At 40.1% G+C, this 24832-nt stretch carries 29 protein-coding genes; 20 read left to right on the top strand and 9 right to left on the bottom strand.

Annotation, left to right across the window (positions count from 1 at the left end; genetic code table 11):
- Positions 1-202: 202 nt before the first annotated feature.
- The 4 genes from pdhA (at position 203) to lpdA (ending at position 5146) form a co-directional block, all read left to right on the top strand.
- Positions 203-1318, top strand: coding sequence for a pyruvate dehydrogenase (acetyl-transferring) E1 component subunit alpha (pdhA, locus tag NYE23_RS12830; RefSeq protein WP_341078335.1), 1116 nt, complete (start codon positions 203-205; stop codon positions 1316-1318).
- A gap of 3 nt (positions 1319-1321) precedes the next feature.
- The gene (locus tag NYE23_RS12825; RefSeq protein WP_341078333.1) at positions 1322-2299 is read left to right on the top strand and encodes an alpha-ketoacid dehydrogenase subunit beta; all 978 of its coding nucleotides are present in this window, start codon (positions 1322-1324) and stop codon (positions 2297-2299) included.
- An 84-nt stretch (positions 2300-2383) separates the two neighbouring features.
- Positions 2384-3730, top strand: coding sequence for a dihydrolipoamide acetyltransferase family protein (locus NYE23_RS12820; protein WP_341078332.1), 1347 nt, complete (start codon positions 2384-2386; stop codon positions 3728-3730).
- 6 nt (positions 3731-3736) lie between these two features.
- Positions 3737-5146, top strand: a complete 1410-nt coding sequence (lpdA, locus tag NYE23_RS12815; protein WP_222497146.1) for a dihydrolipoyl dehydrogenase — start codon at positions 3737-3739, stop codon at positions 5144-5146.
- Between the two features lie 49 nt (positions 5147-5195).
- Here the strand turns inward: lpdA and NYE23_RS12810 are convergent, their stop codons facing one another.
- Entirely contained in the window at positions 5196-5582 is a 387-nt protein-coding gene (locus tag NYE23_RS12810; protein WP_341078329.1) for a small peptidoglycan-associated lipoprotein, read from the bottom strand.
- 285 nt (positions 5583-5867) lie between these two features.
- On the opposite strand from NYE23_RS12810, the gene NYE23_RS12805 reads away from it, so the two are divergent.
- Complete coding sequence (locus NYE23_RS12805; protein WP_341078327.1) at positions 5868-6113, top strand: hypothetical protein; 246 nt, start codon at positions 5868-5870, stop codon at positions 6111-6113.
- 68 nt (positions 6114-6181) lie between these two features.
- Here the strand turns inward: NYE23_RS12805 and NYE23_RS12800 are convergent, their stop codons facing one another.
- Complete coding sequence (locus NYE23_RS12800) at positions 6182-7690, bottom strand: glycine betaine uptake BCCT transporter (RefSeq protein ID WP_341078325.1); 1509 nt, start codon at positions 7688-7690, stop codon at positions 6182-6184.
- A gap of 365 nt (positions 7691-8055) precedes the next feature.
- Here NYE23_RS12800 and NYE23_RS12795 point away from each other — a divergent pair, with 365 nt between their 5' ends.
- Positions 8056-8904, top strand: coding sequence for a polysaccharide deacetylase family protein (locus tag NYE23_RS12795; protein WP_341078323.1), 849 nt, complete (start codon positions 8056-8058; stop codon positions 8902-8904).
- Between the two features lie 37 nt (positions 8905-8941).
- Here NYE23_RS12795 and NYE23_RS12790 read toward each other — a convergent pair whose 3' ends face one another.
- Complete coding sequence (locus tag NYE23_RS12790; RefSeq protein ID WP_341078321.1) at positions 8942-9376, bottom strand: DUF1885 family protein; 435 nt, start codon at positions 9374-9376, stop codon at positions 8942-8944.
- 175 nt (positions 9377-9551) lie between these two features.
- Between NYE23_RS12790 and NYE23_RS12785 the strand changes: the two genes are divergently transcribed.
- Together NYE23_RS12785 and NYE23_RS12780 are read left to right on the top strand one after the other, a co-directional pair.
- Positions 9552-9851, top strand: coding sequence for a DUF3055 domain-containing protein (locus NYE23_RS12785; protein ID WP_035328617.1), 300 nt, complete (start codon positions 9552-9554; stop codon positions 9849-9851).
- A gap of 215 nt (positions 9852-10066) precedes the next feature.
- The gene (locus tag NYE23_RS12780; RefSeq protein ID WP_048010629.1) at positions 10067-10195 is read left to right on the top strand and encodes a GapA-binding peptide SR1P; all 129 of its coding nucleotides are present in this window, start codon (positions 10067-10069) and stop codon (positions 10193-10195) included.
- A gap of 47 nt (positions 10196-10242) precedes the next feature.
- Here the strand turns inward: NYE23_RS12780 and NYE23_RS12775 are convergent, their stop codons facing one another.
- The gene (locus tag NYE23_RS12775; protein WP_341078315.1) at positions 10243-11712 is read right to left on the bottom strand and encodes an aminotransferase class I/II-fold pyridoxal phosphate-dependent enzyme; all 1470 of its coding nucleotides are present in this window, start codon (positions 11710-11712) and stop codon (positions 10243-10245) included.
- 241 nt (positions 11713-11953) lie between these two features.
- Between NYE23_RS12775 and NYE23_RS12770 the strand changes: the two genes are divergently transcribed.
- A complete protein-coding gene (locus NYE23_RS12770) occupies positions 11954-12913 on the top strand; it encodes an NAD(P)H-dependent flavin oxidoreductase (protein ID WP_341078313.1) in 960 nt (319 codons plus the stop codon).
- 42 nt (positions 12914-12955) lie between these two features.
- Positions 12956-13231 (top strand): UPF0223 family protein, encoded by a 276-nt coding sequence (locus NYE23_RS12765; RefSeq protein ID WP_341078312.1) that lies wholly within the window; start codon positions 12956-12958, stop codon positions 13229-13231.
- 78 nt (positions 13232-13309) lie between these two features.
- On the opposite strand, the gene NYE23_RS12760 is transcribed toward NYE23_RS12765, so the two are convergent.
- Complete coding sequence (locus tag NYE23_RS12760) at positions 13310-13930, bottom strand: YktB family protein (RefSeq protein ID WP_341078310.1); 621 nt, start codon at positions 13928-13930, stop codon at positions 13310-13312.
- A 195-nt stretch (positions 13931-14125) separates the two neighbouring features.
- Here NYE23_RS12760 and NYE23_RS12755 point away from each other — a divergent pair, with 195 nt between their 5' ends.
- The 3 genes from NYE23_RS12755 (at position 14126) to NYE23_RS12745 (ending at position 15828) form a co-directional block, all read left to right on the top strand.
- Complete coding sequence (locus NYE23_RS12755) at positions 14126-14320, top strand: hypothetical protein (RefSeq protein ID WP_035328635.1); 195 nt, start codon at positions 14126-14128, stop codon at positions 14318-14320.
- 250 nt (positions 14321-14570) lie between these two features.
- The gene (locus NYE23_RS12750) at positions 14571-15371 is read left to right on the top strand and encodes an inositol monophosphatase family protein (protein ID WP_341078308.1); all 801 of its coding nucleotides are present in this window, start codon (positions 14571-14573) and stop codon (positions 15369-15371) included.
- Entirely contained in the window at positions 15358-15828 is a 471-nt protein-coding gene (locus NYE23_RS12745; protein WP_341078306.1) for a GNAT family N-acetyltransferase, read from the top strand. Before NYE23_RS12750 ends, NYE23_RS12745 begins: the two co-directional genes overlap by 14 nt.
- A gap of 31 nt (positions 15829-15859) precedes the next feature.
- Here the strand turns inward: NYE23_RS12745 and NYE23_RS12740 are convergent, their stop codons facing one another.
- Positions 15860-16045 carry a YlaF family protein gene (locus tag NYE23_RS12740; protein ID WP_341078304.1) on the bottom strand — a complete coding sequence of 62 codons (186 nt, stop codon included), beginning with the start codon at positions 16043-16045 and terminating at the stop codon, positions 15860-15862.
- Positions 16046-16262: 217 nt separating this feature from the next.
- Between NYE23_RS12740 and typA the strand changes: the two genes are divergently transcribed.
- From typA to NYE23_RS12725, 3 genes are read left to right on the top strand one after another with little or no spacing between them, the layout of a single operon-like run.
- Positions 16263-18101 carry a translational GTPase TypA gene (gene typA, locus NYE23_RS12735; RefSeq protein ID WP_341078302.1) on the top strand — a complete coding sequence of 613 codons (1839 nt, stop codon included), beginning with the start codon at positions 16263-16265 and terminating at the stop codon, positions 18099-18101.
- A 27-nt stretch (positions 18102-18128) separates the two neighbouring features.
- Positions 18129-18443, top strand: a complete 315-nt coding sequence (locus tag NYE23_RS12730) for a YlaH-like family protein (RefSeq protein ID WP_035328645.1) — start codon at positions 18129-18131, stop codon at positions 18441-18443.
- Positions 18444-18458: 15 nt separating this feature from the next.
- Positions 18459-18749 (top strand): hypothetical protein, encoded by a 291-nt coding sequence (locus NYE23_RS12725; RefSeq protein ID WP_341078299.1) that lies wholly within the window; start codon positions 18459-18461, stop codon positions 18747-18749.
- Between the two features lie 63 nt (positions 18750-18812).
- On the opposite strand, the gene NYE23_RS12720 is transcribed toward NYE23_RS12725, so the two are convergent.
- Complete coding sequence (locus tag NYE23_RS12720; RefSeq protein ID WP_035328651.1) at positions 18813-19013, bottom strand: YlaI family protein; 201 nt, start codon at positions 19011-19013, stop codon at positions 18813-18815.
- Positions 19014-19248: 235 nt separating this feature from the next.
- On the opposite strand from NYE23_RS12720, the gene NYE23_RS12715 reads away from it, so the two are divergent.
- On the top strand, positions 19249-19704 hold the full coding sequence (locus NYE23_RS12715; RefSeq protein WP_341078298.1) for a pyridoxamine 5'-phosphate oxidase family protein: 456 nt from the start codon (positions 19249-19251) through the stop codon (positions 19702-19704).
- 84 nt (positions 19705-19788) lie between these two features.
- Here NYE23_RS12715 and NYE23_RS12710 read toward each other — a convergent pair whose 3' ends face one another.
- Complete coding sequence (locus NYE23_RS12710) at positions 19789-20394, bottom strand: YhcN/YlaJ family sporulation lipoprotein (RefSeq protein WP_341078296.1); 606 nt, start codon at positions 20392-20394, stop codon at positions 19789-19791.
- A gap of 335 nt (positions 20395-20729) precedes the next feature.
- Here NYE23_RS12710 and NYE23_RS12705 point away from each other — a divergent pair, with 335 nt between their 5' ends.
- The gene (locus tag NYE23_RS12705; protein WP_341080717.1) at positions 20730-22061 is read left to right on the top strand and encodes a PhoH family protein; all 1332 of its coding nucleotides are present in this window, start codon (positions 20730-20732) and stop codon (positions 22059-22061) included.
- A gap of 88 nt (positions 22062-22149) precedes the next feature.
- Here the strand turns inward: NYE23_RS12705 and NYE23_RS12700 are convergent, their stop codons facing one another.
- Entirely contained in the window at positions 22150-22647 is a 498-nt protein-coding gene (locus NYE23_RS12700) for a peptidyl-prolyl cis-trans isomerase (RefSeq protein ID WP_341078295.1), read from the bottom strand.
- 264 nt (positions 22648-22911) lie between these two features.
- Between NYE23_RS12700 and NYE23_RS12695 the strand changes: the two genes are divergently transcribed.
- Together NYE23_RS12695 and NYE23_RS12690 are read left to right on the top strand one after the other, a co-directional pair.
- Positions 22912-23193 (top strand): YlaN family protein, encoded by a 282-nt coding sequence (locus tag NYE23_RS12695; protein WP_061793419.1) that lies wholly within the window; start codon positions 22912-22914, stop codon positions 23191-23193.
- A gap of 261 nt (positions 23194-23454) precedes the next feature.
- Positions 23455-24657 carry an FtsW/RodA/SpoVE family cell cycle protein gene (locus NYE23_RS12690; protein WP_341078294.1) on the top strand — a complete coding sequence of 401 codons (1203 nt, stop codon included), beginning with the start codon at positions 23455-23457 and terminating at the stop codon, positions 24655-24657.
- The last annotated feature ends 175 nt before the right edge of the window (positions 24658-24832 follow it).

Genomic DNA, 24832 nt, shown 5'->3' with positions numbered 1-24832 from the left:
CGTTTTTTTAGAAGTGATCTGTGGAACACTATTTATAAGTATGCATATGGCAGAAAAGAACGTTCTGCTATTTAGAGATGCTAATAAAAACATGCCTGAAAAAGTACTTTTTTGCTTTTTGAGAGAGTGTTTTGGGTAACCTAAATTTTGTGTATAAAAACTCTTAATTAACGTCTTTTTATGAAAGGAAAGGGTGACTGATATGGCTTCTAAAACAAAGAAGGCACAATTCGATGCGAAAAAACAGCTCGAAACAGTTGAAGAACAGTTCCAAACTCTACAAATTTTAAATGAAGAAGGCAAGGTTGTTAATGATTCAGCGATGCCTGACTTAAACGATGAGCAGCTTCAGGAATTAATGCGCCGCATGGTTTATACTCGCATTCTTGACCAGCGTTCTATTTCACTTAACAGACAAGGCCGTTTGGGCTTCTACGCTCCTACTGCCGGACAAGAAGCTTCTCAGCTTGCATCTCATTTTGCACTGGAGAAGGAAGATTTCATTCTTCCGGGATATCGTGATGTGCCTCAAATCATTTGGCACGGCCTTCCGTTATACCAGGCTTTCCTATGGTCCCGCGGGCACTTCGAAGGCGGAAATATACCTGAAGGTGTAAATGTTATTTCACCTCAGATTATCATTGGAGCACAATATATCCAGACTGCAGGGGTTGCCCTTGGCATGAAGAAGCGCGGCGAAAAGAAAGTTGCCATCACTTATACTGGTGACGGCGGTGCTTCACAAGGTGACTTCTATGAAGGCATCAACTTTGCAGGAGCATTCAAAGCACCTGCTATCTTTATTGTGCAAAATAACCGTTTTGCAATCTCTACTCCTGTTGAAAAGCAATCAGCAGCTAAAACAATTGCACAAAAAGCAGTGGCGGCCGGTATTCCTGGAATTCAGGTTGATGGCATGGATCCGCTTGCTGTCTATGCAGCTGTTCGGGAAGCTCGTGAACGCGCATTGAATGGTGAAGGTCCTACATTAATCGAAACGCTGACATATCGTTACGGACCGCACACCATGGCTGGAGACGATCCAACACGCTACCGTACTTCTGACCTTGATAATGAATGGGAAAAGAAAGATCCTCTTGTTCGTTTCCGCAAGTTCCTTGAAGACAAGGGAATCTGGAATGAAGATATGGAAAACGAAGTAATTGAACAAGCAAAAGAAGATATTAAAGAAGCTATTAAAAAGGCTGATGATACACCTAAGCAAAAGGTTACTGACCTTATGAACATCATGTATGAAGAAATGCCATTCAACCTTAAAGAACAGTATGAAATATACAAAGAAAAGGAGTCGAAGTAAGCCATGGCGCAAATGACAATGATTCAGGCAATTACTGATGCTCTTCGCACAGAATTGCGCAACGATCCGAATGTATTGGTATTCGGTGAAGATGTGGGCGTTAACGGCGGCGTTTTCCGTGCTACCGAAGGCCTTCAAAAAGAATTTGGCGAAGAGCGTGTATTTGATACACCCCTAGCTGAATCCGGAATCGGCGGTCTGGCTGTCGGTCTTGGTTTACAAGGCTTCCGTCCGGTACCTGAAATCCAATTCTTTGGATTCGTTTATGAAGTAATGGATTCTATCTCCGGCCAGCTGGCGCGTATGCGTTATCGCTCCGGGGGAAGATACAGTGCACCGGTTACAATCCGTTCGCCATTCGGAGGAGGCGTACATACTCCTGAAATGCATGCGGACAGCCTAGAAGGCCTTATGGCTCAGCAGCCAGGATTAAAGGTTGTAATTCCATCAACTCCATATGATGCGAAAGGGCTTCTTATTTCAGCTATCCGTGATAACGACCCTGTTATCTTCCTTGAGCACATGAAATTATACCGTTCTTTCCGCCAGGAAGTGCCAGAAGAGGAATATTCAATTCCGCTTGGCAAGGCAGAAGTTAAACGTGAGGGTTCTGACCTGACAATCGTAACTTACGGGGCAATGGTCCATGAATCTTTAAAAGCGGCTGAAGAGCTTGAAAAAGAAGGGAAATCTGCCGAAGTTATCGACTTGCGTACAGTTGCACCTCTCGATATAGAAACAATTATTGCTTCTGTTGAAAAGACAGGAAGAGCCATTGTTGTTCAGGAAGCACAAAAGCAAGCTGGTATTGCAGCAAATGTCGTGGCAGAAATCAATGACCGTGCAATTCTTAGCCTGGAAGCACCAGTTCTGCGTGTAGCTGCACCAGATACAGTATTTGCTTTCCCGCAGGCTGAAACAGTTTGGCTTCCAAACTATAAAGATGTAATTGAAACAGCTAAAAAAGTACTTGAATTCTAATTGAATAACTAATGACACAAGGGGGAAAATATCCCCCTGACGTGTTTTACTAGAACGATTGAAATAATAGGAGGGTGAATTCCATTGGCATTCCAATTTAGATTGCCTGATATCGGTGAAGGTATCCATGAAGGTGAAATCGTCAAGTGGTTTGTAAAGCCGGGTGACGAAGTACAAGAAGATGACGTGCTTTGTGAGGTTCAAAATGATAAAGCGGTTGTAGAGATTCCTTCGCCAGTTAAAGGTAAAGTTGAAGAAATCCTTGTTGAAGAAGGTACAGTGGCAACTGTAGGTCAAGTTTTGATCACCTTTGATGCTCCAGGATATGAAGATCTTAAATTCAAGGGAGACCATGAAGATGAGGCTCCTAAAGAAGAAAAAACAGAAGCACAGGTACAGGCGACTGCTGAAGCTGGCCAGGATGTAAAGAAAGAGGAAGCTCCTGCACAGGAGACACCAAAAGAAGGCGTAGTTATTTCTGATACGGATGTGGATCCTAACCGCCGCATCATTGCAATGCCTTCAGTCAGAAAGTACGCTCGAGATAAAGGCGTAGATATTCGCCAGGTAGCTGGAAGCGGCAAAAATGGACGCATCCAGAAAGATGACATTGATTCATTCTTAAATGGCGGTACTCAAGCTAATGAAGCACCTGCTAAGGAAGCTGCACCACAAGCAGAAGCAAAAGAAACTGCACCGGCAGCTGCACAGGCGATCCCTGCTGGACAATATCCGGAAACTCGCGAGAAAATGAGCGGAATCCGTAAGGCTATTGCAAAAGCTATGGTAAACTCTAAGCATACAGCTCCACACGTTACATTGATGGATGAAATTGATGTTACGAAACTTGTTGCACACCGCAAGAAGTTTAAAGAAGTTGCAGCGAATAAAGGAATTAAGCTTACATTCCTTCCTTATGTGGTAAAAGCTTTAACAAGTGCATTGCGTGAATTCCCGGCACTAAATACTTCAATCGATGATGCAGCAGGTGAAATCATCCAGAAGCATTACTATAACATTGGTATTGCGGCAGACACTGAAAAAGGTCTTCTTGTACCAGTTGTTAAGGATGCAGACCGCAAATCTACATTTGCCATCTCAAATGAAATCAATGAGCTGGCTGGTAAAGCGCGTGACGGCAAGCTTGCTCCAGATGAAATGAAGGGTGCTTCATGCACAATCACAAATATCGGTTCTGCAGGCGGACAGTGGTTCACTCCTGTCATCAATCACCCTGAAGTTGCCATTCTTGGAATTGGCCGTATTGCTGAAAAGCCGGTAGTGAAGGATGGAGAAATTGTTGCTGCTCCAGTATTGGCATTATCACTAAGCTTTGACCACAGAATTATTGATGGAGCAACTGCACAAAATGCATTGAATCACATCAAACGTTTACTGAACGATCCAGAACTATTGTTAATGGAGGCGTAATTACAAATGGTAGTAGGAGATTTCCCAATCGAAACAGATACTATAGTCATCGGTGCGGGTCCAGGAGGATATGTTGCAGCGATTCGTGCAGCACAGCTTGGACAAAAAGTTACAATCGTAGAAAAAGCTAATATGGGCGGAGTTTGCCTAAACGTTGGATGTATTCCCTCAAAGGCTTTAATTGCAGCGGGACACCGCTACGAAAATGCTAAGCACTCAGATGTAATGGGAATTACAGCTGAAAATGTAAAAGTTGACTTTACAAAAGTTCAAGAATTCAAATCCGGTGTAGTCAAGAAGCTTACAGGCGGAGTTGAAGGTCTATTAAAGGGGAATAAAGTTGACATCGTACGCGGTGAAGCTTACTTTGTTGATGGTAATACCCTTCGTGTAATGGATGAAAATTCTGCACAAACTTACACGTTCAAGAATGCAATTATTGCAACAGGATCCCGTCCAATTGAACTGCCGACGTTTAAATTCTCTAAACGTGTTCTTGATTCAACAGGCGCCCTTGCTCTTCAGGAAATTCCTGAGAAAATCGTCGTAATCGGCGGCGGTGTTATCGGAATCGAGCTTGGAGGAGCATATGCGAACTTTGGTTCACAAGTAACGATACTTGAGGGTGCAGATGATATTCTTATCGGCTTTGAGAAGCAAATGTCATCTCTTGTTAAACGCAACCTGAAGAAAAAAGGCGTTGAATTCATTACCAAGGCACTTGCTAAGGGTGTTGAAGAGAATGAAAATGGAGTGACCGTTAAGTTTGAAGAAAAAGGCGAAGAGAAGTCTCTTGATGCAGATTATGTATTTGTAATGGTCGGAAGACGTCCAAATACAGACGAACTTGGCTTAGAGCAAGCCGGTGTTAAGATGACTGAACGCGGTGTTATTGAAATTGATAAACAATGCCGTACGAGTGTAAGCAATATTTATGCGATCGGTGATATTGTTGCAGGTCCTCAATTAGCACATAAAGCTTCTTACGAAGGTAAGATTGCCGCTGAAGCAATTGCAGGGCATAACGCAGAAATTGATTACTTGGCTATCCCTGCGGTTGTATTCTCTGAGCCAGAATTAGCTTCTGTAGGTTATACTGAGCAGCAGGCTAAAGAAGAAGGAATCGAAGTAACAGCAGCTAAGTTCCCATTTGCAGCTAATGGCCGTGCCCTTGCACTTGATTCCACTGACGGATTCTTAAAGCTTGTGACACGCAAAGAGGATGGACTAGTAATTGGTGCGCAAATCGCCGGTGCAAGTGCATCTGATATGATTGCAGAACTTGGATTAGCAATTGAAGCAGGCATGACTGCAGAAGATCTTGCGATGACAATTCACGCACATCCTACATTGGGTGAAATCACAATGGAAGCAGCAGAAGTTGCTATTGGAAGCCCAATTCACATTGTAAAATAGTAATACAAAAAAATCCTTCCCTGTCAGGGAAGGATTTTTTTGTGGATAATTACGGATTTTCGTTCTCTTCATCCATTGCTTTGGCGAGGGGATAAATGATCTTATCTTTAGATACAGTGCCTTTTATTTCTACTAAAACTTTGTCCTGATATACCAGCAGTATGGCAGGGCAGTTTTCTACCTTATAATTGCTTAAGTGACTGGCTTCCGCTGCGGTTATCACTTTCATATCTTTAATCAGTTCAGGATAGCTTCTCTTTAATTCGATGATGGCATCATAATAGGATATTTCCTGTTCATATTGTTTATTATCAGTAAAAAAAATAAGCTGCTTAACACTGTCGTCTATCTTCAGCTCTTTTTTTACTTCCTTATGATTGCATGAAGAGGTCACAAGCAAGAGTGCAGTAATCAATAACAATGGCAGACCTTTCATCGTTTTGCCCTCACTTTATAATAAATTCCACCTTATTACTTAACTGACTGAAAACAGGATAGAAGTCTCGATAATTTTCCATCATTCTGACAGAAGGTAAGTAATTCATAATAATCTCCTAATAATTATGAGTATTTTATCATATAGCAAATGGAAATATTAGCTTGTCATTCAATTGATACAGAAATGAAAAATAAGAATATCCTTTTCAACATATATTACAAACACAAGTGTTTCTTTTTTTAAATAAACGGGTAAGGATTAAAAAATTTGGTGGTGGAGTGTATGAAGATTTATACAGCTCTTTTGCTGCAGATGTTAATCTGGAGCGGATATACTTTCATTGAGTGGCTGTCAAAATATGATCAGCTCGTATATAAAGTTATTATGTTTTTTGTTTTTTTCTACTTGGCAATAAATATTGGAAATTGGGTTATTAAGTCAGCAAAAAAAACATTTATGGTTACTGTTATGAGCCTAGGCTTATATGCTTCTCTTCATTTGGCGATGTCCTACATTACACATTGGTAATTGGCAAGGTGACAAGCAAAAAAAATCGGCACCCATTTCAGGTGCCGATTTTTTTTAGAAATTATTATCTATTTTTTCGGTATGGTTTCTTCTTTAAACGATTTAGCAAGCGATAGCACGATTAAAAGCATAATGACGGTAAAAGGAAGTGCAGCTATAATAGAAGCTCTTTGGAGTGCTTCGAGCCCTCCCGTCCATAAAAGGATGGCTGCAGAAGCAGATTGGATAATGCCCCATACAAATTTCACTCTGCCCGGAGGGTTCAAGCTTCCGTTCGTCGTCTGCATCCCAAGAACAAAAGTAGCTGAATCTGCAGAAGTTATAAAGAATGTGCTGATCAAGAATATAGCCAATAAGCTTAAAACAGTGCTGAAAGGGAAGTTATCAAACACAGTGAACAGTGCAACTTCCATCCCCTGCTGGTCGATTGTATCCATTATAGGCTTAGCTTCAAAGAATTCAAGGTATATGCCTGTTCCTCCAAAAACTGAGAACCAAAGCGCTCCAAAGAGGGTAGGAACAGCAAGCACGCCAATGACGAATTCTCTTATTGTCCTTCCGCGGGATATTCTGGCTATGAATGTACCGACAAATGGCGCCCAGGCAATCCACCATGCCCAATAAAAAATTGTCCAATCCTGAAACCATGTCAGCTCCTGGTCAAAAGGACTAAGCCTGAAGCTCATAGAAGGAAGATTTTGAAGATAAGAGCCAATCGTTGTTGTAAACAGATCCATAATAAAATTTGAAGGCCCCACAAACAACAGAAATAACAATAATGAGATAGCTAAAATAATATTTAAATTACTTAAGTATTTTATTCCTTTGTTTAAACCGGTTTGTGCTGAAACCATAAACAAGATCGTCACAACCACAATAATAATTAATTGAGTGGTGAAATTATTGCTGATACCATCAAATGTTTCAGAAAGTCCGCCGGATATTTGAATGGCTCCCAGCCCTAATGATGTCGCAACACCAAAAATAGTAGCAAAGACGGCTATAAAATCAATTAATACTCCAAGTGGACCATCCACTTTGCTCCCTAAAATTGGCCTCAATATGGAGCTGATAACTCCCGGTGCACCTTTTCTGAACTGAAAATAAGCGAGTGCCAGCCCAATGACTGTATATATAGCCCATGGATGAAGCCCCCAGTGGAAGAAGGAGTACCTCATGGCAGCTCTTGCTGCTTCTGGTGTCTGCCCGTCAAGAAAAGGTGGCGCATAGTAGTGATACATTGGTTCCGCAACTCCCCAAAAAACCAGGCCAATTCCCATTCCTGCACTGAAAAGCATGGCAAACCAGCTTAAGTAGCTATATTCGGGTCTGTCTGCATCCTTTCCCAGACGAATATTCCCGTACTTGCTGAATGCTAATAGGATTGAAAAAATTAAAAAGATAGAAGCTGATAAAAGGTAAAACCAGCCGAACTTTTCCAATATGAATCCCTGAACAGATGCTGTAACAGAATCAAGGTTGCCTTTTGGCAAAATGGTCTTCGGAACAAGTCCCCATAAAATAAATATTGCTGTGAATATGACTGAAACCGTAAAAACGGGTGTCAGTTTCTTCATCAAATCCCTCCAGTCTTAATAAAATAAACCTAAATAAAATAATTCTGTAAAACTTCCAATCCTAAAAATGCAGGCATTTAAGTATCCCGCTTTCCTGACAGTTTTTGCTTGATTTTTTTAAGCAATTGGAGCTCAGCAGGGGAGAGCAGCTTCCCGAACAAGATCTATTAAGCAAAATTGAAAGGATGCAGAGAACCACACTAATTTCTAAATTTCACTTTAAGATGTTCAAAACGAACCTGTTTCGGGTAAAATCAGTAGGTAATGGTAAGGTTTCTAAAGGGGAACTTCTTTTTTAAACGACCATGTTACATACTAACACTTATAAAAGTGAGTTAAAAGAAATATGCACTAAGGAGGTCACAATGAGAATAGCTGGACTTTTTATTTATGTTTTTTTCGCAATAATCCTGACTGCATGCACAAATTTTTCAGCTGTTGAAGGTAAGCCATCAGAATTGGAAAAAGAAGAAGAAAATAATCTTGCTGATCATTCTAAAGTTCCGGAATCTAAGTCTGAAAATAAACAAGCTGATGCCGATGAAAAGCCTAAAGAAGAAGCGGTATCCTTGCCAGAGCCGCAATACAAGATAAATGCACATAATTGGTCAATAGAACCAATCAGTCAGGCCAATTCAAAAGTTGTATTACTGACCATTGACGATGCTCCTGATAAAAATGCATTGGAAATGGCCAGGATTTTAAAGAAACTTTCAGCACCTGCAATCTTTTTTGTTAATGGACATTTCATAGATACCCCGGAAGAAGCTAAAGTTTTGAAGGAAATACATGAACTTGGCTTTGCTATTGGCAATCACACAAATAGCCACTTAAACCTGCAAAGCTTACCTGAAGAGGAGCAGTATAAAGAGATTGTTGAACTTAATGATCGAGTTGAGGAGATTATTGGAGAGAGGCCAAAATTCTTTCGGGCACCATTCGGGTCTATTACAGACTACAGCAGGAAAATTGCTGAAGATGAAAACATGGTGCTTATGAATTGGACATACGGGTATGACTGGGAGAAAGAATATCAATCAAAAGAAGCTTTAGCGGATATTATGGTTAATTCACCTTATTTAATGAAGGGTGCAAATTTATTGATGCATGATAGGGAATGGACAAAAGAAGCCTTAGAGGATATTGTGAAGGGGCTTAGGAATAAAGGTTTTACGCCAGTCGACCCAGCTCTGATCAGCACGGAAATAGAATGAGAACAGCCGCTGCTGTTCTCATTTTTTAAGAATTTAATTATTTTCTTTTATAAAAATACATGACTCTTCCATTGAAAAGATGCAATTCACCTTGAAGCTTTTTAGCGAGGAATTTGCAAAATTCATTTGCTTTGCCTTTATCTCCGAATGTTGCACCTTCCGGCAATGTAACTTGTATGTAAGACTGCTCGCGTTCAGAACCGTCTTCATCCTTCACTTTTTCTTTGTCAATGCCAAGCAATATAGCGTTATATCGGTCATGTTGAGAATGCAGGTAAAACCATGTTCCTTTTGCTTCAGGCTTCTCTTTAATTTCATAAGGAAAAGCGGCATCATTATAATCCCATTTAATCTGGCTGCCTGTTTTTCCGGTTATATCCCTATAATATAAAAAAAGTTCTTTAAGCTCTTCTGTTGAAATATTTTCCTTAGCTGATGAAGGAACCAGCTTGATAAAAGAATTAGCTGCCAACTTCTTTCCCCCCATTATCCCAATAATTATGGTAATGAACATCCTTCTCCATTCTAGCATTAGATAAAATCTTATGACAACTTAAAAAAATAAGGAGAATTTATATTACTTGTCAAAGGGCTCATAATGAATTATAATAATATTCTAAATATTATTATAAATGAGGAGGAATCTTATGGATTTTTTTGAGAAGCTCTATGATGAGCATGAAAACGTGAATGTCCGTTTTGTTGGCTTTACAACGGAGTCAACGCGTTATGATTTTGGAATCGTATATACAAACCTCTTCTTTTCCAAGCCTCTGGTTATTTGTATGCAGACAGGCCGCTCAACTCTCCTCGACCCTAAAGATCTCGAAGATATCGAATACTTGCAAAAGGCATTCAAACTTGATTTATATGAACAGGCTGCAGATTTAAGCGAATTTTTCTTAGAAGCAATACCAGGAGCCCGTTTTGAAGAACAATACGACTAAAAAAATATAAAAAACAGGCCATAATTGGTCTGTTTTTTATATTATGTCATACTATTAGTGTAGAGATTCAAGTGCAAATAAGGTAAATGCCAATAAAAAACAATAAATATGTTATACAATTGGGCTTGATAAATTAATAATGTTATATTATTATAGATTTAAAGATAAAGCGCTTTCAAATTACAATAAAACTCATTGAAAAGGAGAATGAAAAGATGGGTACAATCGTATGCCAGGCTTGCAATTCAACTATTGATCACTTTGAGGATGAAAAAGTAACTGTATTATATTCAAAAAAATGCAATTGCTGTGACGGAGAAAAAACAGAGAAGACAAACAAATAGCCGTTAATCATAAAAAGAGCCTTCCTAATTGGAAGGCTCTTTTGCATTTATCTGATGGCTCTGTGCTCTTCAATAACGCGAAGATACTTGAAATCATAATCCTCTGGTCCCTGAACCGGCAGTCCAGCTTCCATGTTCGTTTTTATATAACGAAGGTTTTCCCCGGTTATGATTTCTCCCGGAATAAAAATAGGTATCCCAGGCGGATAAACCATAATGAATTCAGCAATTATTCTGCCCTCAGACTCGTCGAATGGAACAAGCTCTGTATCAGCATAAAATGCGTCACGAGGTGTAAGAGATAAAACGGGAATATCAGGGAGAAGCACTTGAGTTTCAAGCTTTTCAGTATTCCCTTTGCGCTCACTGGCGAGTTCGGCAAGAGCAGAAACTAAAATATCGGCTTCCCGTTCAGAGTCACCAGGGGTAACAATGCAAAGGATATTATATAAATCAGACATTTCTACTTCAATATTATGATGTTCCCGAAGCCAATTCTCCACATCGAAACCATTCATGCCAAGCTCTTTGACTGAAATAATCAATTTGGTCGGATCGTAGTCATGCGCCGCTTTGGTTTCCAGGATTTCTTCACCGACACAATAGAGCCGGTCAATCTCATTGATGCTGCGGCGAATCGATTGGGCCAAATCAATCGTCTTTTGAATGAGTTCCTTGCCCTCTGTAGCCAGACGTTTCCTGGCAACATCCAGGGAGGCGAGCAATAAATAGGAAGTGGAAGTTGTTGTCAGCATGCTTAAAATGGATTGAACCCTTTTGGCCGAAACAAGATTCCCTTTCATATTTAAAATTGAACTTTGCGTCATGGACCCGCCCAGTTTGTGTACAGATGTTGCGGCTAAATCAGCACCTGCCTGCATAGCGGATAAGGGCAGCTCATCATGAAAATGAATATGCACACCATGGGCTTCATCCACAAGTACGGGCACATTGTAAGAATGTGCAATTTCGACGATTTTCTTCAAATCTGCCGAAACCCCGAAATAAGTAGGGTTAATGACTAATACCCCTTTTGCGTCCGGATGAAGTTCAAGGGCTTTAGATACTGATTCAGTTGTAATCCCATGAGATATGCCGAGGTTTTCATCAATTTCAGGATGAATAAAGATAGGAGTTGCGCCTGAAAAAACAATGGCAGACATGACTGATTTATGAACATTTCTCGGAACAATAATTTTATCCCCGGGGCCGCAGACAGCCATAACCATGGTCATGATGGCTCCGCTTGTTCCTTGAACTGAAAAGAATGTTTTGTCCGCTCCAAAGGCCTCAGCTGCAAGATCCTGGGCTTCTTTAATAATGCCTTTTGGCTGATGGAGGTCATCAAGCGGGCCAATATTGATCAAATCAATGGCAAGTGCATTATCACCAATATATTCCCTGAATTCCGGATCGATCCCCGCTCCTTTTTTATGGCCGGGTATATGAAACTGTACAGGATCCTTTTTTGCGTGTGCAAGCAAACCGCTGAATAACGGTGTTTTGTATTGAGACAACTTATTCCCACACCTCTTTAATAATAATATTTCAAAAAGCTCAAGCTGATTTAAAACATTTGCATTATAGCATTATTCAATCCCTTTGCATAGAAAGTTCTATTGGTTTTTTATTCTGTTAAAGCCTGTTGTTTCCGGACATTCGCCTTCACATTTCAGTTCCGGTTTAGTTTTAGAAGTTAACAGGAATTTAAACCATATAAATCGAAATAAAAGTTATGAAGAAATGGAGGGTACATAAATGAAATGGAATACACGTGTGACAGAATTACTGAAAATTAAATATCCAATTATACAGGGCGGACTTGCGCATCTTGCCTATTCAGATTTGGCTGCAGCTGTTTCAAATGCAGGAGGTTTAGGGCAGATTACCGCAATGTCCCTCAGCAGCCCGGAAAAATTAAGAGACGAGATTCAAAAGGTTAAGAAATTGACAGGTAAGCCATTTGGGGTTAATTTTGCTATTGGGCAGCATGGAAGGCCATTCTCTGATTATCTGGATATAGCCATTGAAGAAGAAGTTCCGGTTATTTCTATGACAGGAGGCAATCCTGCACCTATCTTTGATCAACTAAAGGGTGTAAATGTTAAGAAGCTTGTTCTTGTGGCAGCAAAAAGGCAGGCAGTAAAGGCGGAGGAGCTTGGTGCAGACGCAGTGATGGTTGTAGGGCAGGAAGGCGGCGGGCATTTAGGCAGGGATGATATTGGAACCTTCATACTCGTTCCTCAGGTGGCTGATGCTGTCTCCATACCTGTGATTGCCTCAGGAGGAATCGGAGACGGCAGGGGGCTGATGGCAGCATTAAGTCTTGGAGCAGAGGGTATTGAGATGGGGACAAGATTTGTTGCAACAAAGGAATGCGTCCATGCATCTGAATTATATAAAAATCGCTTAGTCGAAGGAACAGAAAATGACACAGTTGTCATTAAAAGAACTATAGGTGCACCTGCACGGGTGATTGCGAACTCATGGTCGGATAAGATTCTGGAAATCGAAAAACAAAACGGCGGCTATGAGCAGTTAAAAGATTACATTAGCGGGAATGCTAATAAGAAATATATATATGAAGGGAAAGATCAGGAAGGGTTTGCATGGGCTGGACAAGTTATGGGATTAATTAAAGATATCCCCTCTGTGGAAGAACTATTTGAGCGGGTTATTGCAGAAGGTGAAACCATCAGGGGAAAATGGTCTAATTAATAATAACATGCATCATGAATATCATAAATGAGGTGAAAGATAATGGAATATCAATACCCGATTGACCAGGATTGGTCAACAGAAGAAATAGTGGATGTTATAAAATATTTTGAAAGCATTGAAATGGCATACGAAAAAGGAATTGACCGGGAACAATTCATGAATGCATATAGACGCTTCAAGGAAATCGTTCCGGGCAAAGCTCAGGAGAAAAACATCTGCGATGATTTTGAAGAACAAAGCGGCTATTCTTCCTACAGGACAGTAAAATTGGCAAAAGAACGTTCAGCCGGGGACAAATTAAAAATGCAGAAATAGACTTTGAAAAAAACAAAACCTTCAACTTGCTGAAGGTTTTGTTTTTTTACTGCCAAATCCACATTCTGCAAAACATGTTTATGCCAATTTGTATAGGGGTAATAAATTTCTAAATACAGATTCAGCTTTTTCAATAAACTGATCAGGTGACATGCGAACGGCATCTTCTCGAGAAATATGATAGCCGCAAAGAATTTCCGCTTTCTTAATATTTTGCAGACGCTGAAACATGGATCTCAATTCTTTCTTGTCCATTTGCTCATGCATAACAGCATCTGGTTTTGTATGGTCGCCAGACCAGACATAATCGTTGGGTATTTCTTTATAAATTTTGTCCAGGCTGTTCTCAAATAACTTGCCTGCAGCAGTTTTATCTGGTGCTTCATAGATAATGGCAAACCAGATAAATACATGCGTTTCCCATAATCCTATCTGGAAATGTGGAAGCATTTTATACCCTCTCGCATTGCTTGCAAATGCGACCCAAGTATCATTTGGCGGATTCTTTGTTCTCCTGGCATGTTTGGCAACATGAGGGAACATTTCATCTCCTGACAGGTTTGAGAGGGATGGTGCAAAATGGCGGCCCAATTCTTCTAATTTAGGCCTAATAACAGATTTTAACCTGTCCATTCTTTCATCCAATCCATCTATTTTAAAGACATCAAAATCATCGTTTGTAAAACCGGAAAAAGACATAAGCTGACCTCCTGTATGCTTTGTCAAATATTGTAGCATAACCGGGTACAATCCAAAAATTTAAAGCTCTATAGAATGGGTGAAATAAAGTTTTAGGTTATCGCACAAATTAGTTGCAACTGAGAATTGTCCTTCATATGATAAAAGTAAAAATAGTCAGAAAATTAAACACTTTTGGAAGGGGTGTACTGTCTAATGAAACAACTAATGAATACAGTGAAAAAGAAAAATGGTGATAGGGAAAGAACAGCGGTATTAAGGCTGGAAATGGACTATGAGCTGGCTACTTTGTTTGATGCCATGTCAGAAAAAAATGAAGACCTTCAAAAACAATCTAAATTAAAGCTGGAAAAAATCAGGCAGGAACTTCTTAGATTAAAAGCATTATAAGATGAATTGTCGATAAAGGAGAAAAGGCAGAGAAAATGCAAATAAGAAGGAATAATTAGAAACGAACTCCGTGATGCTTTGAGGGGTTCGTTTATTATTTTTAATAAAAAAATCACGGCCGGTCTTCAATAAATAATTATTCACACGGAAATGATAACCCTATCATTGGAGAGTATATAACTTGAAGAACCTTGCTAATTCATTTAAGCTAGTTATATTTTAATGCTATCACTATCCGGAGGGCTGACCCATGACAAATTGGAGTGAGATTCATACATATGCCAAAGCTTTGATTAAAGAGGCGGGCGGGAATATTAAAAAATCTTTCAGCAAAACTCTGACCATAACCACCAAGTCAAATGCGAATGATTTAGTTACCGATATAGATCAGGAAACAGAACAATTCTTCATAAAGAAAATAAATGAAAAATACCCTGAGCACCGGATCCTTGGTGAAGAAGGCTTTGGGGATAAGCTAAGCGACCTGGATGGAGTCGTCTGGATTATTGATCCGATTGACGGAACAATGAACTTTGTTCATCAGCAGAGAAACTTCGCCATTTCGGTTGGTATTTATGAAAATGGAAAAGGCAAAATCGGATTAATATATGATGTAGTTCATGACGAGTTATATCATTGCATGAAGGGGCATGGTGTATTCATGAATGATTTGGAACTGCCTCCCTTAAATGACACGGATGTGTCAAAAGCGATCATTGGATTGAATGCTACATGGGTTACCGAAAATAGAAGGATTGATCCATCACTGCTGGCTCCACTTGTTCGAAATGCAAGGGGAACCCGATCCTACGGTTCAGCAGCAATGGAAATGGCATATATAGCATCCGGGAGAGTTGATGCATACATAACCATGCGTCTGGCCCCCTGGGATTTCGCTGCGGGTGTGATTATGATTGAAGAATTGGGAGGAATTGCGACAACCGTTAAAGGCGAGCAGCTGAACTACCTTGAAAACAATTCTGTATTTGTCTCTAAGCCAGGGCTGCATCAGCAAATTATGAAAGAATACTTAAAAAATGGCAATTGGTAACCTATCAAGCAGCAAGTTCACAGAGGAAGACCTGCCATTTATTTTAGAAGTCATCAAGGATAGCACAGACTGGGAAGAAGAAGAGAAGTGCGGGAATAACATGTGCAATTATATGGCCAGGCATCAGGAATTGAATGGGGAATGGAGAATTTGGCGTCTTAACGGAGAACGAACAGCCGTCACTTTCCATGTGAATTTATCCCCTTCTAACCGGAAGCCATGGCTCGGTACGATCCTGGTTAAAAAAGAAATGCGACGAAAAGGAATCGGAACAAAGGTTATAGAACTGTTGACAGATGAATTAAAGAAGAAAGGCGAAAAGTCTTTCTTTGCGGGTGTCCCTGAAAATCGGAACAAATGGATTTACTTTTTATCTGATTCCGGATTTGAGCAGTTTAAGACGGAGACTTCCGACGATGGCCGGGAATTTTTAATAATGGTCTGTCCATTAATATGAAAAAAGCTGCAGCCATCGCTGCAGCTTTAAATTATAACAAACCCTCTTCTCTCATTTTCTTCTTAGTCTTAAAACCATATCCCATCACAAATATTAAAGCGATGATGGCCAGGATAACCCCAAAAATGCTTCTTTCAGCCACCGCAACGCCAATACCCATCATGCATATAGCTGCTCCTATCGCAAAGGCTAATAAAGGCCACTTGATTTTCTTCATAATTTCACTCCCAAGAGGATTAATTTAGTTGAATACTGGTGAAAAATATGTAGAGAATATACTGCCCAGCAGTATAATTTATCAGAAATATTCCTTCTCTACATTATTTTACACAAAAAGTTTTTAGGTTTCTATAGTAATTGTGATATAATGTATCAGTTGTGAAAAATGTTGAAAAATGAATTTGATTCAGTTTTGATAAATAGGAGGAAATCTTTTGAAATTAAGAGAAGATATTCGAAATATTGCGATTATAGCCCACGTTGACCATGGTAAAACAACATTGGTTGACGAGCTTTTAAAACAGTCCGGAACTTTCCGTTCAAATGAGCACGTGGAAGAGCGTGCGATGGATTCAAACGATCTGGAAAGAGAACGCGGTATTACGATTTTAGCTAAAAACACTGCAGTTAAATATAAAGATACAAGAATCAACATTCTGGATACACCAGGACATGCCGATTTCGGCGGAGAAGTTGAACGGATCATGAAAATGGTTGACGGCGTATTATTAGTTGTCGATGCATATGAAGGATGTATGCCGCAGACGCGTTTCGTTCTTAAAAAGGCTTTGGAACAAAAACTTACTCCAATCGTAGTTGTAAATAAAATTGACAAACCATCTGCCCGTCCAACAGAAGTTGTTGACGAGGTAATCGATTTGTTTATTGAACTGGGTGCAGATGAAGATCAGCTTGAATTCCCGGTTATCTATGCATCCGCTATTTCGGGAACTTCAAGTGTTAGCCCTGACAAGCAGGATGATGACATGCATTCTCTTTATGAAGCAATCATTGAACATATTCCTGGACCTGCTGATAACCGTGAAGAGCCGCTTCAATTCCAGGTGGCACTCCTTGATTACAATGATTATGTGGGGAGAATTGGAATTGGCCGGGTATTCCGGGGGACAATCAAGGTCGGACAGCAGGTTGCCTTAATGAAACTTGATGGCTCTGTTAAGCAATTCCGGGTTACAAAGATTTTTGGTTTCTTTGGGCTGAAGCGTGAAGAGATCCAGGAAGCTTATCCTGGAGACCTTATTGCCGTTTCCGGAATGGAAGACATTAACGTTGGGGAAACTGTTTGCCCTGTTGAGCATCAGGAAGCACTTCCTGTTCTAAGGATTGATGAACCGACACTGCAAATGACTTTCCTTGTTAACAATAGTCCATTTGCTGGTAGAGAAGGCAAATATATTACTTCAAGAAAAGTTGAAGAAAGACTTCGTGCACAGCTTGAGACGGACGTAAGTCTTCGTGTTGAAAATACAGATTCACCTGACGCCTGGGTTGTATCCGGACGTGGGGAATTGCATTTATCGATCCTAATTGAAAATATGCGCCGTGAAGGTTTTGAACTGCAGGTTTCTAAGCCTGAAGTAATTATTAGAGAAATTGATGGTGTTCGCTGTGAACCGGTAGAACGTGTTCAAATCGATGTGCCGGAAGATAATACTGGATCAATTATTGAATCTATGGGTACCCGTAAAGGTGAAATGCTTGATATGGTCAATAACGGCAATGGTCAAGTAAGACTGACATTCAATGTCCCTGCCCGCGGACTGATCGGCTACTCCACAGAATTTATGACGCTAACACGCGGCTATGGTATTATCAATCATACATTTGACAGCTACCAGCCTGAAATTAAAGGTCAAATCGGAGGCCGGAGCAAAGGTGTTCTGGTATCTATGGAAAGCGGCAAGTCATCCACATACGGAATTATGCAAGTTGAGGACCGAGGAACAATATTCGTTGAGCCGGGAACTGAAATTTATGAAGGAATGATTGTAGGAGAGCATACTCGTGAAAATGACCTTACTGTCAACATCACTAAAGTGAAGCATGCGACCAACATCCGTTCTGCTAATAAAGATCAGACGAATGTAATTAAAAAGCCGCGTATTATGACACTTGAAGAAGCTTTGGAATACTTGAATGATGATGAGCTGCTTGAAGTAACTCCTGAGTCAATCAGACTGCGAAAGAAGCTTCTTGATAAGAATGAAAGAGAAAGAATGGCCAAGAAGAAGAAATACGCTGAAACTAACTAAGACTAAGAAGGGGGAGGAGATAAGGATATGGATGTATCACAGCGCCTGTCTTTTTTTGCTGCTTTGTTCAAAGTCGATGAGAATCCCACGACCGGAATGTGGCTTCTTTATATAACAATTGTTCTGCTGTCAATATTGGTTTTTAAATTAGGATTTGCCAAGAAACTCCCAATTTTAAAATCAGCTATGATATACACTTTCCTGATTTTAGGCTGTACGATGCTGACATTTCTTGGAGTGTTCCTTCCTGTAGCTGAAGGTCTTGTTGTGGCTGCCTTAATCTTGATCATTTACAAAATCCGCCTTAACCAGGAAAAGAAGGAACAGGCAAAGGCGGAATAACAGGGAGAGGCTCAGATGAAATCTTTGCAGGATTCACTGTATAACTGGCTGACGATAAAAATTGTCTGTGAGGATCGTCCGGACGATACAGCAGCAGCAGACACTGAAAGAATGTTCCTTGAGATTCTTTCGGAAGAGCATAATATTTCCGATATCCACTTTGAAAAAGATGATGTAATGTACTATGTGCATTATACAAAGGGTGAAGAACGGAATAAGAGCCGCTTTCCCCGTGAATTAATAGAAGTAATGCTTAAACAGATTCAAAGTGAACCTGAAAAATATGTAAACTATCCGGACGATTAAAAGAAGCCGCCCCAGACAAATTGTTTGGGGCGGCTTTTTTGCTGTTCGTGAATGCTGTGCAGTTTACCATTCTTCCTCCTGGACTTTGCTCCTATATAGCTTAAAGTTTCCAGTATCAGCTCTTTTTTGTGTTTTTTCTGTAATTCTTGTTTCGCAGGGTCTGCACATATATGTGTGAATCGGGCGGTTGCGGAGACGCTTAGCCTGTAAGGACTCGTTCTCAATGGATTCAATTTTATCACATAGTACACATTTTACTCGCATTGGACACCTCATATTGTTTTAACTGTTGTTAATACCATTATAGTATAAGTTAAGGGTTGATTCGAATGCTTTGCGGAAATTTAATTTTTTAGTGCCAGCCCGTATCGGGTCGCATGTGTTAGTTTATATTAGTATAGATAGCGCTATAGGTTAAAACAGACTTTCGGAAGAGAAGTTATAAGTTGAAAGAAAAGCGTTATCATACTATGATGAAATTAATAAAGGAGGGAAAAGAATGGCAAATCAGGTAGAACCGAAATTAATTAAACCATTATATGACGAACTGCAAAAGGAACGTTTCGTCACTCTTGCCACTATTGACTTTGAAACTGGCGGACCTAATGTCAATGCGATTTCATGGGTACTGGCTAAAGACGAGGAAACATTATATTTTGCAGTTGATAACCGATCGAGAATTGTTCAAAACATAAATAGCAATAACAAAGTTGTTCTGAATATTATCGCGAACGAATCTACATACTCCATCGCAGGCGAAGCATCGGTTAAGGCGGAAAAGATGGAAGGCGTACCTTTAAAGCTCGCGCTTATGGCCATCACTGTGAAGGAAGTCCGTGATGTCATGTTTTATGGCTCTAAAATCACTGTGGAACCTCAATATGACAAAACATACGATAAAGACGCAGCAGCCCGTTTGGACAAACAGGTAATGGAAGCAATGAAAAAAGCTTAGTTCCCCAGGGAACTAAGCTTTTGCTGCTCTAACGGTGCCTTTCACCTATTCGCTAAATAATAAATGCCATCGGTGGTGGCACTTTTACTTATAATAATTTGATTGTTTTTCCTGTTTTTGTTCAAGTTGTTTTTTCTGATCATTGTTGAGTTTTTTCTTTGGATCTTCGGTTGCGTTTTTCTCATTTTCCTTTTTAGGATCAACCAGGTCGGCTGGGACCTCAGGCATTAGCCGGCCAGCGATATCTGCCAGTTCATTCATGATTCCCTGCAGGGGCTCTCCGTTTTGAATGTCAGCGGCTATTTCCCGAAGCCTGGCGTTAATATCCGGATCAGCCACTACAATTGCTCTTGCACCATGAGGATCATTTTTAAGGGTTTCGGCAACTGAATATTTGATTGATCCGACCTCAGAACGGTCGAGATTTTTATTCACATCTACTCCGACTACAGCAAATCGTCCAAGTACAACTGCTGTTGCATCATTGACATTGGGAACTCGGACAGCCAAATTGACAAGATGCCTGGAAACCTGCTGTCCAGTCTCCCTGTCAACTTCCTGTATTGTACTATTTTTTACATTTACGGTGTTGATATTTTTCTGTTCCTGATGGTCTTGGGCCTGATTGTTGTTTATGCCGCACCCTGTTAATAGTAATCCTGTCATCCATAACAGCAGCCATTTATTCATATTTGACACCTCCGGGACATTCAAATTCCCTGAAAATGAAAGCTTGAATTTTTTCAAGTTCAGGAATATTGAGGATTGTTTAATGTTATTGTGCAAAATTTCTTCTATCTTTATTCGGCATTACATATATTTTTACCAAGATAGATTTGTCCACTTCATAAGAAGCCTTTCTTCCTAATTAATCAACATCTTTCCAAGGCTGAATAATATAAAACAACAGGATTATAATCCATCAGGAATGAAGGTGATCTTTTTCATGAAACTGCAAATCTGCAGGCAGGGGACCTTGCTTTTGTAATTTGCTTTATCAAGACACAAGAGGAGCAGGAGGCATCATATTGAGTAAAATTTACGTATTAGATACCAATGTCTTGTTGCAGGATCCTAATTCCATATTTTCATTTGAAGATAATGAAGTAGTTATCCCGGCTGTAGTTCTGGAAGAGGTTGATTCTAAGAAAAGGTATATGGATGAAATTGGGAGGAACGCAAGGCAAGTATCCCGGCTGATTGACAGCATGAGGGAGACGGGTAAGCTCCATGAGAAAATACCTCTTGAAAATGGCGGAAGCCTGCGAATTGAGTTAAATCATAGATCATTTCATGAACTTCAGGAGATCTTTGTAGAAAAAACGAATGATAATCGGATTTTGGCAGTTGCAAAAAACTTATCCTTGGAGGAAGAGACAAAAGAAAATGGACGAACGGTCATACTTGTAAGCAAAGATGCCCTTGTCAGAGTTAAAGCGGATGCAATCGGGCTAATTTCAGAGGACTTCTTAAGTGATCGTGTAGTTGAAAATGATCATTTATATCCTGGGTTTCTGGAGGTATATATAGGTCTCGATATTATGAACCGTTTTTATGAAAAAGGAGAGCTGTCGCTTTCTGAAATAGCAAATCATCCTTTCTATCCGAATCAGTTTCTGGTGATGAAAGATGCACTGGGTTCCTCATCGTCTGCACTTGGTATTGTGGACAAAAGTGGAAAGAAAGTGAAAAAACTCATTTTTGATCATGACCATATATGGGGGATCAAGCCCAGGAACGTGCAGCAGACAATGGCTCTTGAGCTATTGCTGAGAAACGACCTGCCGCTTGTTACTCTTATCGGCAAGGCGGGGACTGGAAAAACTCTTTTGGCGCTGGCATCCGGCTTAATGCAGACCGAAGATTATGGCCAGTACAAAAAATTGCTGGTCGCCCGCCCCATTGTGCCGGTAGGCAAGGATTTGGGATTTCTTCCGGGTGAAAAAGAGGAAAAGTTAAGACCGTGGATGCAGCCGATTTTTGATAATCTGGAGTACCTGTTTAATGTCAAAAAGCCAGGTGAATTGGATGCCATATTGGCAGGCATGGGCTCGATTGAGGTGGAAGCTTTGACATATATCAGAGGCAGAAGCATACCGGATCAATTCATTATTATTGATGAAGCTCAGAACCTGACGAAGCATGAAGTAAAAACCATATTAACAAGGGTGGGGGAAGGGAGTAAAATTGTCCTGATGGGAGATCCCGAGCAGATTGACCATCCCTACCTGGATGCTTATAACAACGGTCTCACCTATGTTGTGGAAAGATTTAAAGATCAGGTTATCTCAGGTCATGTCAAACTTGTAAAAGGTGAGAGATCTGGCCTTGCGCAGCTTGCTGCTGACCTGTTATAGCCTGCCCGACAGAGTTTGTGAATTCTGAGGATTTCATGCCGGGGAGGAGACTGCGAAAAAAAAGGGCGATGCAAATCGCCCTCTCCGGTCATTCCACTCTAAATGCTTTCACTCTTTTTATGGGGGAATTTTGGTTGCTGCCATCTCCAAGATAGGCATGAACGGGCCCATCCTCTTTTAATGGTTTTCCATCCTTTGAGAACCCCAATATTAATTCCTCGGCTTCAGATAGAGGCAATCTGGTTTCACCATCTTCACTTTCAATGACAACGATTTCCGCATTCTCTTCCGGCTCCGCATTCAATAGGAATGGTTTAAAAGGTATTCCGAATGTGCCTGTCAGGACCTTTTCTTTTTCAAATTTCTTTTCTGTTTTAAGTGTTGGCGGAAAAACTGCGCCTTCCATGATTTCTCTGTCCCAATGCTTTGAGACTGCTTTTGTATATTCCTCAAGTTCATTTTTTCTGATATTTTCTTGCATAAAGTACGTTGTCAAATCCACCCTCCGGTCATCGAATATCCAGACTCCTGGATCTAAGGTGATTTGATATTTTACGTTTCCTTTGAAAGCAATAATATTTTCCATATTGAACCTCCTGGCAGCAGCTTTTATTCTAAATTTAAGTATACAGATTTTTAAGGCGCTTGTCATACAGGCCCAGGTGCTATTTGGTTAATGGCGCTAAATGAACAGAACGAATCAATGATTGGTGACACGCCTTATAAGTGGAGTTCTGAATTGAAGCCGGAATCATTTCTCTATCGAATCCCTTATAATCCTTGCTTTTTTTCATGCTTAAGTATAAAATTTATAGATAGGATAATCGCTCGGAAATGGAGGGATTGAAAGTTGGCTTCTGACATGATTATTGATCACAAAGAAAAAGCAAATGCCCTTTTAAAGGCAGATGCTGCTAAAATATTAAAGTTAATAAAGGTACAAATGGATAATCTAACCATGCCTCAATGCCCTCTATATGAGGAAGTTCTTGATACCCAGATGTTTGGCTTATCCAGAGAAATAGATTTTGCTGTCCGTCTTGGATTGATTGAAGAGACTGAAGGCAAGGCTATTTTAGATGAATTGGAAAGGGAGCTGTCTATGCTCCACGAAGCTTCCGTAAAAAAATAAAAATAAAAATAAAAAACTCAAACATCTTCCAAAGATTGTTTGAGTTTTTTTATAACCGTATTATTAGAATAGGAATTAGTATATCTAAAAGAAAAGAATAATTAATATTGTATAACTTAATTTAAAAATAGTATAACATAATTATAGAATTTTTTTCTTTGCTGTGTTACATTTAAATTAACTTTTCTTTTCTTCAAAGCAGGATATTCAATACTATAGTAGAATAAGTAATAAACTTAGAAGATAAGGGAAGAGGGCTGGATGTTAAAAAAAATATTAAAATCATATGATTATACCCTGATAATAGCTGTAGCCCTGTTAGCTGTTTTTGGACTCATTATGGTTTTCAGTGCAAGCATGGTAACAGCTGTGCAGATTTATGATCAGGATAGCGACTTTTTCTACAATAAACAAAAACTGAATTTAATTATCTCAGGCATTGTTTTCGTTTTTGTCGCTCTATTTCCATACAAAGCTATGCAGAGCAACAAATTTCTTGTTCCGATGGTGTTCCTTTCGTTATTCGGCCTGATTGCGTTATTTATCTTTGGAAAAGTAGCGGGCGGGGCTATGAGCTGGTTTGAAATCGGCAAAAGAAGCCTTCAGCCTGCAGAGTTTGTCAAGCTTTCAGTCATTATATATTTGGCTGCTGTCTATGCAAAGAAGCAGCCCTATATTAATGAATTTAACAAAGGGGTTCTTCCCCCGCTGGCTTATCTGATTCTTGCCGTAATTCTGGTTGCCGTCCAGCCTGATTTTGGTTCAGCCATGATCATTTTGCTTGTGGCTGGAGCTGTGATCTTTACATCAGGCATGAATTTCAGGAACATATTTAAACTGGGGCTTTTCGGAGTACTGCTGGCTGCTCCTTTTATCCTTCTGTTAAAAGATAAGATATTTGCGCCTTATCGAATGGGAAGGGTAGAAGCATTTAGAGATCCCTTTGGATCGGAGTTCGGATATCAGCTTTCGAATTCCTATATTGCCCTCGGGGCAGGCGGGTTAAAAGGGCTGGGCCTTGGTGAGAGTATACAAAAACTTGGGTATCTTCCTGAAGCCCATACAGACTTCATTATGGCCGTAATTGCTGAGGAGCTGGGGGCATTCGGAGTAGGTTTTGTCATTTTGCTTCTCGGGTACATTGTACTGAGGGGGATCTTTATCAGTTTAAAGTGTAAAGATGCTTTTGGCAGCCTGCTTGCTATCGGGATTTCCGCCATGATAGGAATTCAGGCGTTCATTAATCTTGCGGGAATTTCGGGTGTTATGCCGCTCACTGGTGTTACACTTCCCTTTATAAGCTATGGAGGGTCATCCCTGCTTCAGCTTTCAATTGCCATGGGAATTCTAGTAAATGTCTCTATGTTCGTCAATTATGAAAAGAAATACAAAAATAAACATGAAGAGACAAATCCGGAATCGATGGAAATGGCTTCCGAAAAAACATTTTCTATTCATAAATAAGCACAGATAACTTCACAGTGCTTTATTTATATATCAATCGGCAGATGCTGATTACATAATTGCTTCCATCAGGGGGCAGCCAATCAAAGTTATTATGGCCGGTTAGCGGAATACCCGCCCGGCCTTAACTTAGATTTGGCAGAATATTGCCAAAAAATACATAAAGACGGGGTGT

It is taken from the genome of Cytobacillus sp. FSL H8-0458 (genome assembly GCF_038002165.1).
Classification (GTDB): Bacteria; Bacillota; Bacilli; order Bacillales; family Cytobacillaceae; genus Cytobacillus.
Note: the sequence above shows the minus strand (reverse complement) of the source record. Positions and strands in the feature narration are given on the sequence as shown.

What these genes read in the sequence shown, in the direction of transcription:
- NYE23_RS12825 (WP_341078333.1), top strand. Translation starts at nt 1,322, where the DNA reads ATGGCGCAAATGACAATGATTCAGGCAATTACTGATGCTCTTCGCACA.
- NYE23_RS12800 (WP_341078325.1), bottom strand. Translation starts at nt 7,690, where the DNA reads ATGAAGAAACTGACACCCGTTTTTACGGTTTCAGTCATATTCACAGCA.
- NYE23_RS12700 (WP_341078295.1), bottom strand. Translation starts at nt 22,647, where the DNA reads ATGGAAAATATTATTGCTTTCAAAGGAAACGTAAAATATCAAATCACC.
- NYE23_RS12750 (WP_341078308.1), top strand. Translation starts at nt 14,571, where the DNA reads ATGACAAATTGGAGTGAGATTCATACATATGCCAAAGCTTTGATTAAA.
- NYE23_RS12770 (WP_341078313.1), top strand. Translation starts at nt 11,954, where the DNA reads ATGAAATGGAATACACGTGTGACAGAATTACTGAAAATTAAATATCCA.
- NYE23_RS12805 (WP_341078327.1), top strand. Translation starts at nt 5,868, where the DNA reads ATGAAGATTTATACAGCTCTTTTGCTGCAGATGTTAATCTGGAGCGGA.
- NYE23_RS12745 (WP_341078306.1), top strand. Translation starts at nt 15,358, where the DNA reads ATGGCAATTGGTAACCTATCAAGCAGCAAGTTCACAGAGGAAGACCTG.
- NYE23_RS12760 (WP_341078310.1), bottom strand. Translation starts at nt 13,930, where the DNA reads ATGTCTTTTTCCGGTTTTACAAACGATGATTTTGATGTCTTTAAAATA.
- NYE23_RS12810 (WP_341078329.1), bottom strand. Translation starts at nt 5,582, where the DNA reads ATGAAAGGTCTGCCATTGTTATTGATTACTGCACTCTTGCTTGTGACC.
- NYE23_RS12720 (WP_035328651.1), bottom strand. Translation starts at nt 19,013, where the DNA reads ATGCGAGTAAAATGTGTACTATGTGATAAAATTGAATCCATTGAGAAC.
- NYE23_RS12715 (WP_341078298.1), top strand. Translation starts at nt 19,249, where the DNA reads ATGGCAAATCAGGTAGAACCGAAATTAATTAAACCATTATATGACGAA.
- NYE23_RS12795 (WP_341078323.1), top strand. Translation starts at nt 8,056, where the DNA reads ATGAGAATAGCTGGACTTTTTATTTATGTTTTTTTCGCAATAATCCTG.
- NYE23_RS12710 (WP_341078296.1), bottom strand. Translation starts at nt 20,394, where the DNA reads ATGAATAAATGGCTGCTGTTATGGATGACAGGATTACTATTAACAGGG.
- NYE23_RS12725 (WP_341078299.1), top strand. Translation starts at nt 18,459, where the DNA reads ATGAAATCTTTGCAGGATTCACTGTATAACTGGCTGACGATAAAAATT.
- NYE23_RS12740 (WP_341078304.1), bottom strand. Translation starts at nt 16,045, where the DNA reads ATGAAGAAAATCAAGTGGCCTTTATTAGCCTTTGCGATAGGAGCAGCT.
- lpdA (WP_222497146.1), top strand. Translation starts at nt 3,737, where the DNA reads ATGGTAGTAGGAGATTTCCCAATCGAAACAGATACTATAGTCATCGGT.
- NYE23_RS12780 (WP_048010629.1), top strand. Translation starts at nt 10,067, where the DNA reads ATGGGTACAATCGTATGCCAGGCTTGCAATTCAACTATTGATCACTTT.
- NYE23_RS12755 (WP_035328635.1), top strand. Translation starts at nt 14,126, where the DNA reads ATGAAACAACTAATGAATACAGTGAAAAAGAAAAATGGTGATAGGGAA.
- NYE23_RS12730 (WP_035328645.1), top strand. Translation starts at nt 18,129, where the DNA reads ATGGATGTATCACAGCGCCTGTCTTTTTTTGCTGCTTTGTTCAAAGTC.
- pdhA (WP_341078335.1), top strand. Translation starts at nt 203, where the DNA reads ATGGCTTCTAAAACAAAGAAGGCACAATTCGATGCGAAAAAACAGCTC.
- NYE23_RS12785 (WP_035328617.1), top strand. Translation starts at nt 9,552, where the DNA reads ATGGATTTTTTTGAGAAGCTCTATGATGAGCATGAAAACGTGAATGTC.
- NYE23_RS12690 (WP_341078294.1), top strand. Translation starts at nt 23,455, where the DNA reads ATGTTAAAAAAAATATTAAAATCATATGATTATACCCTGATAATAGCT.
- NYE23_RS12765 (WP_341078312.1), top strand. Translation starts at nt 12,956, where the DNA reads ATGGAATATCAATACCCGATTGACCAGGATTGGTCAACAGAAGAAATA.